General features: G+C 64.7%; 10 protein-coding genes and 1 pseudogene. 2 read left to right on the top strand and 9 right to left on the bottom strand.

What is annotated here, in order from left to right; genetic code table 11:
- Positions 1–196: pseudogene (locus RMO23_RS18640) on the top strand (transglutaminase family protein); the annotation flags it as partial.
- Between the two features lie 68 nt (positions 197–264).
- On the opposite strand, the gene RMO23_RS18635 reads toward RMO23_RS18640, so the two are convergent.
- The 9 genes from RMO23_RS18635 to pabB all read right to left on the bottom strand — a co-directional run bounded on the left by RMO23_RS18635 (position 265) and on the right by pabB (position 12,112).
- Positions 265–1,143 (bottom strand): formyltetrahydrofolate deformylase, encoded by an 879-nt coding sequence (locus RMO23_RS18635; protein WP_309684422.1) that lies wholly within the window; start codon positions 1,141–1,143, stop codon positions 265–267.
- 38 nt (positions 1,144–1,181) lie between these two features.
- On the bottom strand, positions 1,182–1,790 hold the full coding sequence (locus tag RMO23_RS18630) for a sarcosine oxidase subunit gamma family protein (protein WP_309684419.1): 609 nt from the start codon (positions 1,788–1,790) through the stop codon (positions 1,182–1,184).
- Positions 1,783–4,776: a sarcosine oxidase subunit alpha family protein gene (locus RMO23_RS18625; protein WP_309684417.1), complete on the bottom strand. Its 2,994-nt coding sequence runs from the start codon at positions 4,774–4,776 to the stop codon at positions 1,783–1,785. The genes RMO23_RS18630 and RMO23_RS18625 overlap by 8 nt, the downstream gene beginning before the upstream one ends.
- Positions 4,773–5,081, bottom strand: a complete 309-nt coding sequence (locus RMO23_RS18620; protein WP_309684414.1) for a sarcosine oxidase subunit delta — start codon at positions 5,079–5,081, stop codon at positions 4,773–4,775. Before RMO23_RS18620 ends, RMO23_RS18625 begins: the two co-directional genes overlap by 4 nt.
- A gap of 10 nt (positions 5,082–5,091) precedes the next feature.
- Positions 5,092–6,336 (bottom strand): sarcosine oxidase subunit beta family protein, encoded by a 1,245-nt coding sequence (locus tag RMO23_RS18615; protein ID WP_309684411.1) that lies wholly within the window; start codon positions 6,334–6,336, stop codon positions 5,092–5,094.
- Between the two features lie 15 nt (positions 6,337–6,351).
- On the bottom strand, positions 6,352–7,728 hold the full coding sequence (locus RMO23_RS18610; protein WP_309684408.1) for an L-serine ammonia-lyase: 1,377 nt from the start codon (positions 7,726–7,728) through the stop codon (positions 6,352–6,354).
- Positions 7,729–7,745: 17 nt separating this feature from the next.
- Positions 7,746–9,005, bottom strand: a complete 1,260-nt coding sequence (gene glyA, locus RMO23_RS18605; protein ID WP_309684406.1) for a serine hydroxymethyltransferase — start codon at positions 9,003–9,005, stop codon at positions 7,746–7,748.
- 574 nt (positions 9,006–9,579) lie between these two features.
- Entirely contained in the window at positions 9,580–10,014 is a 435-nt protein-coding gene (locus RMO23_RS18600) for a hypothetical protein (protein ID WP_309684403.1), read from the bottom strand.
- Positions 10,015–10,339: 325 nt separating this feature from the next.
- On the bottom strand, positions 10,340–12,112 hold the full coding sequence (gene pabB / locus RMO23_RS18595; protein ID WP_309684401.1) for an aminodeoxychorismate synthase component I: 1,773 nt from the start codon (positions 12,110–12,112) through the stop codon (positions 10,340–10,342).
- A 311-nt stretch (positions 12,113–12,423) separates the two neighbouring features.
- Here pabB and RMO23_RS18590 point away from each other — a divergent pair, with 311 nt between their 5' ends.
- Positions 12,424–13,428 carry a GlxA family transcriptional regulator gene (locus tag RMO23_RS18590; protein WP_309684398.1) on the top strand — a complete coding sequence of 335 codons (1,005 nt, stop codon included), beginning with the start codon at positions 12,424–12,426 and terminating at the stop codon, positions 13,426–13,428.
- Positions 13,429–13,670: the final 242 nt, after the last annotated feature.

The raw sequence follows: 13,670 nt of genomic DNA, 5'->3' as shown, positions 1-13,670 counted from the left end.
CTGGGTCGATGTCTGCCTCGATGTGGCGAGCCGGCGCTGGGTCAGCATTGACGTGACCCACAGCTGCCTGATCGACGAGCGCCATGTGCGCCTGGCCATGGGCACCGACTACAACGCCTGCCCGCCCGCCAAGGGTGTGCGGCGTGGTGGCGGGCTGGAGTCCATGACGGTGAAGATCGCGATTGAGCCGGTTTGAAGGGGCCGGCGTGGTTGGCACGGGCCTTCAGCGCCTGACTTTGCCACCCCAGCGAAGGAAATCCATCGTCACCTCAAGACCACGGTACGCAGCCCGTTGATGAAGACGCGGTGCTCCAGCACGTAACGCAGCGCACGGCCTAGCGCAAGGCATTCGACATTGCGCCCGGTACTGAGCAATTGTTCGGGGCTGAATGCGTGATCCACGCGTTCAAGCGCCTGCTCGATGATGGGGCCCTCATCGAGGTCGCTGGTCGCAAAGTGCGCCGTGGCTCCGATCAGCTTGACGCCTCGCGCGTGCGCCTGCTCGTAGGGCCGCGCGCCCTTGAAGCCGGGCAGGAAGGAATGATGGATATTGATGACGCGCCCGGCCAGGGTGCGGCACAGGTCTTCGGACAGGACCTGCATGTAGCGCGCCAGCACGACCAGTTCCGCGCCGTGTTGCTGGATGCAGTCTAGCAGCGCCGCCTCCTGCTGTGGCTTGGTAGTGGCCGTGATGGGAAGATGGTGGAAAGGCAGGCCTTCGGCTTGCACAATCGGCCCAAGGTCGGCGTGATTCGACACCACGGCAACTATAGTCATGTTCAGGTCGCGTCGGCGCCACTGGTCCAGCAGATCGCGCAGGCAATGGTCGGCCTTGGAAACCATGATCAGCACCCGGGTCGGGCGGCTTACTTCGTGGATGGCACCCTCGGCCAGTTCAAAGCTGGCTACCAGTCTGGCGTAGGCCTCACGCAGGGTATCGAGTTCGTCGGGGCCGGCGTTGTCCATGCGAAAAACCGTGCGCACGTAAAAGCGTGACACGAGCGCGTCGTCGAACACGGCGAACTCTTCGATGTAGGCCCCATGTCGTTCGAGCAATGCAGTGAGTGCCGCCACCTGACCGCGCGCACTGGCGACGGCGAGGGTCAAGACATAGCGGGCGGAGTCAGGGTGTGAGGGCTGCATACGAGCTTCTTTCATATCCGGGCGGTGTCCAGGGGTGTTTACAGGAAGCGCCGGGTAACCAGTCCGCACTCTTGCGTGCTGCGCTCCAGCATCAGCCAGAAGTAGCCCATGAAACTGCTGCGCACCATTACTTCATAGGTGGGTGCCTCATCGGTCTGCCACAGCCAGATCGACGTCTTGAAGAAGAGCGAGCCGGCGCTGGAGCCCGGGCCGAACGCCCGCGGGTGCAGATCCAGCGGGCAGCCCTGCGCCAGCACCTCGCGCACGGGTGTGCCGCTCAGGTGCAGCACGGTATAGCCGCCGCTGACGTCCGTGAGCGCGTGGTGCATGCCGGCCAACGCCGTGCGCAGCCGCGACTCGATGGCCGATGCCTGGCCCTTGGGGCCAATGACAAACCAGTCGTCGGGTCCGACCCAGACCAGGCGGTGCAGGGCGTCGGCCACGCTGGAGCAGGGCTGAACCGGTAACTCCAGGTTGAGCGCCTGTGACACCGCAGCCCGGAACGCCGGATCTTCGGCGTTGCCGCGCAGGTTGACGATCGCCAGTCCGGTGCGCCAGCCGGCCAGCAGGGCCCGCCCGGAGAGAGCCGTGGTGGCGGCCGGTGAGCGGCTGCCGGGTAGCGCGCTGCGCTGTAGGGATTCAAGCATTTTGACGCTCCGCTTTTGGGTCGAGAAAGACCGGGTTGGCGATGGTGGCGGTGACGGTTTGGCCATCCTTCATCGAGACATGTACGCGCTCGCCCATGCGGCTGGCGCCGCCCTTGACGAGCGCCATCGCGATTGAGCGATCGAGTGTCGGGCTCATGTAGCTGGAGGTGACATGACCGACCATGGGCGCGGGGATTTCGCGCGTCGCGTCGTTCAGGATCTGCGCGCCCTCGGACAGCACGAAGCGCGGGTCGTCGGTCAGCAGTCCAACGAGTTGCTTGCGATCGGGCCGCTGGGTGTCGGCGCGCGCCAGTGAACGCTTGCCCAGGCAGTCCTTGGTCTTGGTCACCAGGCCGCCCATGCCGAGATCGAAGGGGCTCACCGAGCCATCGGTGTCCTGGCCGATGATGATGTAGCCTTTCTCGGCGCGCAGCACGTGCATGGTCTCGGTACCGTAGGGTGTGATGCCGAATTCGGCGCCGGCCGCATGAATGGCCTCCCATACGCGCAGTCCGTCGCCAGACGCCACGTTGACCTCGTAGCTGCGCTCACCCGAGAAGCTGATGCGCATGACGCGGGCCTTGACGCCGGCCACCGTGCCTTCGCGGTAGGACATGAAGGGGAAGGCGGCGTCGTCGAAGTCGATGTCCTGGCAGATCTTCTTCAGCACCGTACGGCTCTTGGGGCCGGCCACGATAGCGGTCGACCAGTGGTCGGTGGCGCTGGTCAGGTAGATCTTCAGGTCCGGCCATTCGGTCTGCAGCCAGCGTTCCATCCAGGCCAGAACGCGCGCCGCGCCGCCCGAGGTGGTGTGCATCAGGTAGTGGTTTTCAGCCAGGCGCACGGTCACGCCATCGTCGAACACCATGCCGTTCTCGTCCAGCATCAGGCCATAGCGGCACTTGCCGATCTCAAGCTTGGACCAGGCGTTGCTGTACATCCAGTTCAGCAGCGTGGTGGCATCCGGGCCCTGGATGTCGATCTTGCCCAGCGTCGAGCCATCGAGCGTGCCGACACCGTTGCGTACCGCCAGCACCTCGCGCTTCACGGCCGCATGCAGGTCTTCGCCATTTCTCGGGTAGTACCAGGGGCGCTTCCATTGCCCGACGTCCTCGAACAGAGCGCCTTGCTTGACGTGCCATTCGTGCATGGCGGTGGTGCGGATCGGATCGAAGGCGTCGCCGAGCTCCAGCCCCGCCACGGCGCCGAAAGTCACGGGCGTGTAGTTCGGACGGAAGGTGGTGGTTCCGACCTGCGGAATCGTCTTGCCGAGTGCCTGCGCGGCGATGCCCATGCCGTTGATGTTGCCGGTCTTGCCCTGGTCGGTGCCAAAGCCCATCGCGGTATAGCGCTTGACGTGTTCGATCGACTCGAACCCCTCGCGGACGGCCAGGTGGATATCGGAAGCGGCCACGTCGTTCTGCAAGTCGACGAACTGTTTGGGTGCGCGGCTGACGCCGCGTGCATGCGGCACCAGCCACAGTGGCCGCAAGTCGCCGGCGTCGCTCGCGGCGACGCTGGGAGCGGCCGTGTCCACGGCCTTGAAACCGAGCGTCTGGACCGCGGCGATGCCGGCGGCCAGGCCGTCCCGGGCGCAGTCCTGCAGCGTCAGCATGCCCTGGCAGGCCCCCGCCGAGCGCTCGGCCTGGGCTGATTTCCCGGGCAGGAAAGCCGCCCGCGCATCGTCCCAGACCGCCTTGCTGCCGGCCTGGCAGTGCAGGTGGATGACCGGGCTGAAGCCGCCCGACAGCGCCACCAGATCGCAGGCCAGCGTGCGCGCCGCACCCGTCAGCCGGTCTTGTTCGTCGATGCCCTGGACCACAACGGCGGTGACACGCTTGCCGCCGCGCGCTTCCGTGATCACATGGCCGGCGAGGATCTCGATGCCGGCGCTCCTGGCGCGCTGGCTCAGGGAGCCACGCGGCGTGACGCGTGCGTCAACCACTTGCACCGCAGCGCCCGCGTCCCTGAGGGCCAGCGCAGCGTCGTAGCCGGCGTCGTTGTTGGTGAAAACCACGGCTTGGCGTCCTGGCAGGACGGCATAGCGGCGCACGTAGGTGGAAACGGCGCCGGCCAGCATCACGCCCGGCAGATCGTTGTTGCCGAAAACCAGGGGGCGCTCATGCGCGCCGGTGGCCAGCACCACCTGTTTGGCGCGCACCCGCCACAGCCGTTCGCGAAACACCGGCGCCTGACCGGCCGGCAGATGGTCGGCGCGGCGCTCGGCCAGCGCCACCAGGTCGTGGTCCAGATAGCCAAAGGCGGTGGTGCGTGGCAACAAGGTCACCTCGGGCATCGCGGCCAGCTCGGCCAGTGCCCGCGCCACCCATTGCGTGGCCGGCAACATGTCAATCGTCTCGTCACTCGAGAGCAGCCAGCCTCCCGGTTCGGCCTGTTCGTCGCACAGCATGACGCGGGCGCCGGAGCGACCAGCCGCCAGCGCTGCCGTCAACCCCGCGATGCCCCCGCCGACCACCAGCACGTCGCAATGCGCGAACTGCTTGTCGTAGCGGTCGGGATCTCCCTCGGTGGGCGAAGAGCCAAGGCCGCTGGAGGCACGGATGTGCTTCTCGAAGAAATGCCAGGACGATTGCGAGGCCATGAAGGTCTTGTAATAGAAACCGGCCGGTATCAGACGCGAGAACCAGCCGTTGACCGCCTTGACGTCGAACTCGATGCTCGGGCTGGCGTGTATGGAGCGGGCGCTCAGCCCCTCGACCAGGGCGATTTCGGTCATGCGTGCATTGGGCACGGTGCGCGCACCGTCGAACAGCTGCACCAGCGCGTTGGGCTCCTCGACACCGGCGGACAGGATGCCGCGTGGCCGGTGATATTTCCAGCTGCGTGCGACCAGCGAGACGCCGTTGGCCAGCAGCGCCGAGGCCAGGGTGTCGCCTTCGAAGCCCTGATAGGCGCGGCCGTTGAACGTGAAGTTCACGACGCGCTGGCGGCTGATCCGGCCGCCGGCGGACAGGCGCGCGCTCATTGGGCACCCCCGACGTGGACATGGGCGGTGGCCGCCGCGGGTGCTGGCTCGCCGATTTTCCAGACGGCTTCGAAGCGGTAGCTCACGGTGTCGCGCAGCGCATTGAACCAGCGTCCGCAGCCGCTGGAATGCCGCCACTGTTCGTGGTGCAGGCCCTTGGGGTTGCGGCGCATGAAGACGTAGTCGCCCCACTGCGCGTCGGTCATGGCTTCGGTGGCGGTGGGCCGGACGATGCCACCCTCGCCGCCGCAGGTGAATTCGGTCTCGGCGCGGAGGCCGCACCAGGGACAGTTGACTTGTAACATGGTTGTTTCCTCAGTGTGCGACGCCGGCCGCGCCGTGCTCGTCGATCAGGTGGCCGTTGTAGAAGCGATCCAGGCACAGCGCTTCATTGAGCGCGTGTGGTCGGTCTTGCGCGACGGTGTGCGCCATGACCCAGCCCGAGCCGGGCGTGGCCTTGAAGCCGCCTGTGCCCCAGCCGCAATTGATGTACAGGCCCTTGACCGGTGTCAGACCGATGATTGGGCAGGCGTCGGGCGAGACATCGACGATGCCGCCCCATTGCCGATTCATGCGCACGCGCGAGAACAGCGGGAACATCTCGACAATCGCCTGCAGCGTGTGCTCGATGGTGTGGTAGCTGCCGCGCTGGCCGTAACCGTTGTACTGGTCGACGCCGGCGCCGATGACCAGATCGCCCTTGTCGGACTGGCTGATGTAGGCGTGGATCGCGTTGCTCATCACCACATTGGGGAAAATCGGTTTGAGTGGTTCGGACACCAGTGCCTGCAGCGGCCGGCACTCGATGGGCAGGCGAATATCGGCCATGCTGGCCACCACGCTGGAGTGCCCCGCAGCCACGATGGCCACTTTCTTGGCCTTGATGAAGCCCTTGGCGGTCTCGACACCGACCACGGCGCCGCCCTCGCGGCGGATGCCGGTGACCTCGCACTGCTGGATGATGTCCACGCCATGCGCATCGGCGGCGCGTGCATAGCCCCAGGCGACCGCGTCGTGGCGTGCCACGCCGCCGCGGCGCTGCAGCGATGCGCCCAGCACCGGATAGCGCGTGTTCAGGTTGATGAAGGGAATCATCTCCTTGATCTGCGCCGGCGTGACGACCTCGCCGTCAACCCCGTTGAGCCGGTTCGCGTTGACACGGCGCTCGATATCGCGCATGTCCTGCAGGCTGTGGCCCAGGTTCATCACTCCGCGCTGGCTGAACATCACGTTGTAGTTGATGTCCTGCGACAGGCCTTCCCACAGCTGCATCGACTTCTCATACAGCGCCGTGGATTCATCCCACAGGTAATTGGAGCGAACAATGGTGGTGTTGCGTGCCGTGTTGCCGCCGCCCAGGTAGCCGCGTTCAACCACGGCGATGTTGTGCATCCCGTGCTCTTTTGCAAGGTAGTAGGCTGTCGCCAGGCCGTGACCGCCGGCGCCGATGATGACCACGTCGTACTCGCGCTTGGGCTCGGGCGAGCGCCACTGCTTCTCCCAGCCCTCGTGATAGGACATGCTGTTGCGCAGCAGTGACCAGATTGAAAATTTTTGCATGGTGTGTTCCTTGTCTCAGCACTCGACAATATTGACGGCCAGCCCGCCGCGCGAGGTTTCTTTGTACTTGGTCTTCATGTCGGCGCCGGTCTCGCGCATGGTCTTGATGACCTTGTCGAGCGAGACGAAATGCTTGCCGTCGCCGCGCAGCGCCATGCGCGCGGCATTGATCGCCTTGACCGAGCCCATCGCGTTGCGCTCGATGCACGGGATCTGCACCAGCCCGCCTACCGGGTCACAGGTCAGCCCGAGGTTGTGTTCCATGCCGATCTCTGCGGCGTTCTCGACCTGCTCCGGCGAGCCGCCCATGACCTGCGCCAGCGCCCCGGCAGCCATCGAGCAGGCCACGCCTACTTCTCCCTGGCAGCCGACCTCGGCGCCCGAGATGGATGCATTTTCTTTGTAAAGAATGCCAATCGCGGCGGCGGTCAGCAGGAAGTCGATCACGCCCTGCTCGCTCGCGCCGGGCACGAAGCGCGTGTAGTAGTGCAGCACCGCCGGTACGATGCCCGCAGCCCCATTGGTTGGCGCCGTGACGACGCGACCGCCGGCGGCGTTTTCCTCGTTGACGGCCAGCGCGTAGAGGTTGATCCAGTCCATCATTTGCAGCGGATCCTTCAGCGCCGCCTCGGGATGCGCCGTCAGGTCGCGGTACAACTCGGCGGCGCGACGCTTGATCTTGAAGCCGCCAGGCAGGACGCCCTCGGTGGCGATGCCGCGCTGCACGCAGGCCTGCATGACGTTCCAGAGACGCAGCAGGCCGGCGCGCACCGCCTCGGCATCGCGCCATGCCAGTTCGTTGTGCCACATCAGCTGCGCGATGGACAGGCCGCTTTCGCCACAGCGCAGCAGCAGTTCGTCGCCGCTTTTGAACGGGTAAGGAAGCCGCTGCGGATCCGGCACCAGCGCAGGTTGGCCCTGTGCATCCTGGCTGATGACGAAGCCGCCGCCGACCGAATAATAGGTTTTTTCAAGCAGGGTCGCTCCGCTCGCATCGAACGCAAGAAGACGCATGCCATTGGGGTGGAAAGGCAGTGTCTTGCGCAGGAACACCAGGTCTTCCCGTTCGTTGAAGGCGACCGGGTGTGCGCCGAGGAGGTTCAGGGTCTGGGACTCGCGCAAGCGCTGCAGTCGCGGCGCGATGGCGTCCGGCTCGATGAGGTCGGGCTCTTCGCCCTCCAGGCCCAGCAGCACGGCCTTGTCGCTGCCGTGGCCCTTGCCGGTGGCACCGAGCGAGCCATAGAGTTCGCAGCGAACGCGATGCACGGCATCCAGCCAGCCGCCCTCGCGCAGCGCCACCGCGAACAGGCGCGCCGCGCGCATCGGTCCGACGGTGTGCGAGCTGCTAGGCCCGATGCCGATCTTGAACAGATCGAAAGTACTAAGTGACATGGGGTGGGTCTCGTGGTTCAGCCGTACACCGGGAAGGCGGCGGTCAGCTTGGCTACTTCGGCGCGTACCTTGATCATTTGCGCTTCGTCGTCCGGGTGGTCGAGCAGATCGGCGATCAGGTGTCCGACCTGGCGTGCCTCTGCTTCCTTGAAGCCGCGTGTGGTCATGGCCGGCGAGCCCAGGCGCACCCCGCTGGTCACCATCGGTTTTTCGGGATCGTTGGGGATGGCGTTCTTGTTGACGGTGATGTGCGCCCGCCCGAGCAGGGCCTCGGCGGCCTTGCCGGTCATGCCCTTGGCGCGCAGGTCCACCAGCATCACATGGCTTTCGGTGCGGCCCGAGACGATGCGCAGGCCACGCTGCACCAGCGTTTCGGCCAGCGCCGCGGCGTTTTTCACCACCTGTTGTTGGTAAGTTTTGAACTCGGGCGCCAGAGCCTCCTTGAAGGCTACCGCCTTGGCGGCAATGACGTGCATCAGCGGGCCGCCCTGCAGACCGGGGAAAATCGCGCTGTTGATCGCCTTTTCATGCTCGGGGCGCATCAGGATGATGCCGCCGCGCGGGCCGCGCAGGCTCTTGTGCGTGGTGCTGGTGACGATGTCGGCATGCGGGATGGGGTTCGGGTACTCGCCGGCCGCGATCAGGCCTGCGTAGTGCGCCATGTCCACCATGAGCAGCGCGCCGACGTCTTTCGCCACCTTTGCGAAGCGCTCGAAGTCGATGCGCAGCGCATAGGCCGATGCGCCAGCGATGATGATTTTTGGACGGCACTCGTGGGCCTTGCGCTCCATCGCCTCGTAGTCGATTTCTTCCTTGTCGTTCAGGCCGTAGCTGACCACGTTGAACCACTTGCCGCTCATGTTCAGCGCCATCCCGTGCGAGAGGTGGCCACCTTCGGCCAGGTTCATTCCCATGAAGGTGTCGCCCGGCTTCATGAAGGCCATGAACACGGCTTCATTGGCCTGCGCGCCCGAGTGCGCCTGCACGTTGGCGCCCCAGCCATGAAGGTCGGCGCCAAAGAGTTGCTTGACCCGATCGATGGCCATCTGTTCGGCCTGGTCAACGAATTCGCAGCCGCCGTAATAGCGCCGGCCGGGATAGCCTTCGGCATACTTGTTGGTGAGCTGGCTGCCCTGCGCTTCCATCACCGCCGGGGAGGTGTAGTTCTCGCTGGCAATCAGCTCGATGTGCTGCTCCTGGCGTTGATGCTCATGCTGGATCACGGCCCACAGATCAGGGTCGACGGCTTGGAGGGTCTGCTTGCTGTAGCTGAACATGGTGTGGGCCTTTATGGATCAGAGAATTCAATGTGAGTGAATCATCGTTGCCGGCAGGCACTGGTGCAATATCAATTGCGTCAATAAATATGTAATTTGCGACATGTTGGCGCACGGGTTTTCCCGCAAACGGTGACCGGGTACCGCGGTACTCTGATGGTTGGATATGTCGCGAGTCGGCCGCACCCTGGTGGCGCTACCGGGAAGGTCGCCGGGCATGGCGCCTTCCAGGTAGCGCAACGGCCGTTCATAGTGAAAGCAGCGACACCGGCTGACCGTCATTGAACGTGAACACCGTGACCATCGAGGATGGTGTGGGCGATCCTGGAACCCGCACTCGAACGCGACCTCGGTCCCCTCGAGGTCGGTGTGCCGCAGCAGTCTGCGCGCACGTTCCACGCACAGGCTCTAGCGGTAACCGCGCCGGGCTCTAACCCACATCGCGCCGGAATCGGCGCTTGAGCTGGTGCCGGCCAATACTCCGTGGTTTACACAGCTGTTCGATCGGCAGTGACGAGTGCAGTTGCCGCTCCAGCAAGAGCATCGCCTTGCGGGCCACGGTATCGGTGGAGCGCTAGGGCAATACTTCCTCCGGCTGCAAGGTTCTGAAGGGAAGTGGCTGCTCCTCAATCGTGATGCGCAACGCCTTCACGGCGCTGGCGCGCCCTATTGCTTTTTCAATGACCTCGGCGGCCAGATGAACCACGCTGGTGCCGCCAGCGCAGGTGAGGCGATCCCGGTCCAACCACGAACATCTGGTTCGACACGACACGCAGCGCGAAAACTCGGTCATGAACGCTTCGGGGTGAAACCAGCTCACGCAGGTGAGATGGCCATCCAGAAACCCGGCGCGCGCCAGCATGAAAGAGCCCGTGCACAGGCCGATGAGTTCGACATCCCGGGCCGCCGCTTCCTGCAGGAATGCATACGTGGTATCCGGCATCTTCTGCCCGCCATGCAGCAGGTCGCCGACAACGACCAGGTAGTCATAGGCTTCGGGTGAGTTCATCGGCGCCGTCGGGATGACACTCGCGCCGCAACTGGACAGGTGCGTCGTTCCCGCGACGCCGAGAATATCCCAACGACACAGCCTGGGCCAGCTGCGGTCTCCCTCGTCGGCAGCCAGCCGCATGCGTCGACAAAACCGGTAAAGCCGGCCAGCGTGAAGTGCGGCATCAACAGGAACCCGACGCACAGCAGCGGTGCGACCTGCTCGTCGGTAATCGCCGCGACGCGACGCGGTTGGGATGTGGCTCGTCGCTTGCTCATGGGCGCGGAATGTGCCTTGGAAAGGCCCGTATTTTACGCCCGCCGATGCCCCATGCGATGGCGCGTTATGGGGCCGCCTTCCAGCCAGGACTGGACGTCGGGCATCCATCGATCACGGCGTCCACCCATCCGCGCAGGCTGTTCACGAAGGCCAGCGCCTGCACGCGCTCCAGCTCATCCACCCGTACCACGGCTTCGGCAAGCCGCCCTTCGCGCAGGCAGCGGGCCCGCCCGACCCCACCCAGCAGACCGCAGTGCAGCGGCGGCGTGACCCAGCGCCCATCCAGCAGCAGGGCCACATTGCCGCGCGTGCACTCGGTGAGCTCTCCATGCCGGTTCCACAGCAGGGTGTCGAACACACCGGGCTCGCTGGGGGTGAACGCGTCGTAATGCGCACGCCGCGTGGTCTTGAAGCGCACGAACTCACTGTCCGCCTCTTCGAGCGCGGTCGCTGCCAGTCTCAGCCGGACCGGGGTCGGCGTGATGTCCAGCGCGTAGGCCTCGGCCTGAACCTGTCCGCCGGCATCGAGCCGCAGGCGCACCCGCCAGCGCCCCTGGGGGTGCGCGTCGACCAGTTGCCGCAAGCGGTCCGCGACACGCGCTGTGTCCCATGGGTAGGCAAAATGCGCGGCCGCATCCGCCATGCGCGCCACATGGGCCGGCGCGTCGCGCAGGGCACCCTCTTCCAGCGCCAGAGTTTCGAGCAGTTCGAACGGCTGGCTCGCGCGTTCGAGAAAGGCGCGCTTGTGGCGCCATTCCTGCCATTCGCCGTCGGCATGCGCGTCTGCCGTGATGCCGCTGCCAATGCCGCAGCTCGCCGTCGTGCCGCGCAGGGTCACGGTACGGATCGCCACATTGAACGTCGCATGACCGCCCGGCCGAACAACACCCACCGCGCCGCAGTAAACCCCGCGGGCCTGCGGCTCCAGATCGCGGATCATGCGCATGGCCTGCACCTTGGGCGCACCGGTGATCGAACCGCAAGGGAACAAGGCCGTGAACACGTCGGCCAGTGTGGTCCCGGCCCGGGTGAGCGCCTCGACATCGGAAGTCATCTGCCACACGGTGGGCAGCGCTTCGAGGTGGAACAGCCGGGGCACGCGCACGGAAAAAGGCCGGGCAATGCGCGACAGGTCGTTGCGGATCAGGTCAACAATCATGACGTTCTCGGCCCGCTCCTTCGGCGAAGCGACAAGTCGTGCCGCCAGCGCTTCGTCGTCCGCAGCCGTGACGCCACGCGGTGCCGTGCCCTTCATGGGGCGAGCCAGGATGTGGTCATCGCGCCAGTCGAAGAACAGTTCCGGCGACACTGACAGCACCTGCTCCGCTCCGCTGTCGATGAACGCGGCATACCCATGAGGCTGAGCCCGGCGCAGCGCCATGAACCAGGCCCGCGCATCGCCCCGGAACTCCGCATGCAGCGGCGCTGTGTAGTTGACCTGGTACAGCTGGCCTGCAGCGATGGCCTCGTGAATGTCCGCCATGCGCTGCTCGAACGTGGTGCGCGGCAAGTCGCTCTGCCACTCGGCGCCGGGTGCGGCGACGCCGATGTCCATTGACGGCCAAGGCTGAACGGCATCGTGCACCCCGAACCACGCCAGCGGACCATCGCTGCTGCCATTCACCGCAAGCGCGGGGTCGAATGCAGGAGCGGCCTCGTAGCACAGGTACCCGACGCACCAGCGCCCTTGCCTGGCCATGGCATCCACTGCCTGCAGCACCGGTCGTACCTGGGCCACGGTGTGCGCGACCAGCACCTCGCTCGGCGCGCCAAACGCGGCACGCAGCGGCGCGGGCCGATCGCCCCAGGGATCGGCAAAATCGATCAGCGTTTGCACGGTGCACCTGCATCCCGCATAGAGCCAATGCGCGCCAATTCAGGCGCACAGAAATGAATATCAAATAATATTTTCATAGTTCAATTTTTTCAATTTTGGCCCACCCTTTGCGGAGTCGCCGGCCTACTCGAATGTGGACAAGACCAACGCCGAAGGTATGGGGTGATCAGAGTCAGAGTGCCCTGAACGAAGAGGGAAATTTAAGGAGCGGTGTACATAGGGAGACAGGATTCAGGGCGGCAACCCACATTGTGCCCAAGGGCCCGAAGCGCACCGGTTGCACTTGTTGCATATCTAACCATAATTGGGCCATGGCCACTGACGATTCCGCTCCGCACAACATCAGCAGCGTACAGCGCTTTGGCTTTCTGCTGATCCCTGATTTTTCACTGATTGCGCTCAGTTCGGCCGTCGACCCGTTGCGGCTGGCCAATATGGCGCTAGGGCGAAGAGCGTTCGAATGGGTCATGGTCGGACTGCGCGACGAGGCCGTTCTGTCGAGCGGCGGCATCCGCGTGCTGCCCGACCAGGTGATGGGCGAGAGCAGCCGGTTTGATACGGTGTTTGTGATCGGGCCCAACCCGCTGCCCAAGCACGGCTATGGCGAAACCACACGCTGGCTGCGCCAACTCGCCGCCCAGGGCATCACCTTGGGCGCCATCGATACCGGTAGCTACTATCTTGCCAAGGCCGGGCTGCTCAACGGTTACCGCTGCACCATCCACTGGGAAGACCGGGAAGCTCTGGTCAAGGAGTTTCCCGAACTTCTGGTTTCCAGCCGCCTGTTCGAAATCGACCGTGACCGTTACACCTGTTCGGGAGGTGTGAGCCCGCTCGATCTGATGACCTTTGTGCTGCGGCGCCCGCCGGGCAGCCGGGAACTTGCGCAGCAGGTGTCCGATCTGCTGGTGTCGCACCAGCGCAGCAAGGATGAAAACCAGACGCTGCCCATGCGTTATCGCTACGGCAACATGCCCGAGGTGTTGCTTGATGCGCTTGAGATGATGGAGAGTAACGTCGAGGAGCCACTGAGTCCGGTCGAGATCGCGGATTACCTCAAAGTGTCGCGTCGCCAACTTGAACGCCTGTTCGAGCAGTACGTTCGCATCTCGCCATCCCGCAAATACCTTGAAATCCGGCTGGCGCACGCACGCCGGTCGGTGTTGCGAACGACCCGGCGCATCGACGAGATCGCACTGTTGTGCGGCTTCGCGGCACCGGCGCATTTCATCGCGCGCTACCGCGAGGTCTACGGCAATACGCCGATGGCCGAGCGACTCGCCGCCTTGAGGGCGGAACGCGCCGAGTCGAGCTGACATCGCAGCCCTCTATGACACGACTGTCACCAAGGGTTAGGTATTAACCCTAACAAATTGTTTACATCACTGGTTACAGCGAACCTGTGTTCCGTAATCAGGATATTCAATGTCGCAACTGTGATTCCGGCGAGGGTGAAGCTCTCTAAAGTTTGCTCCATCGATCAACCACCCATGGAGCCCACTGAAATGATGAACATGCCCGACCTGATCCGCCTGCGCAACGGCGAAAAAGTCCAGAA

Origin of the sequence: Polaromonas sp. (assembly GCF_031411155.1) — a bacterium.
Classification (GTDB): Bacteria; Pseudomonadota; Gammaproteobacteria; order Burkholderiales; family Burkholderiaceae_C; genus Polaromonas.
The sequence above is the reverse complement of the archived record's forward strand: the minus strand, read 5'-3'. Positions and strand labels throughout refer to the sequence as shown.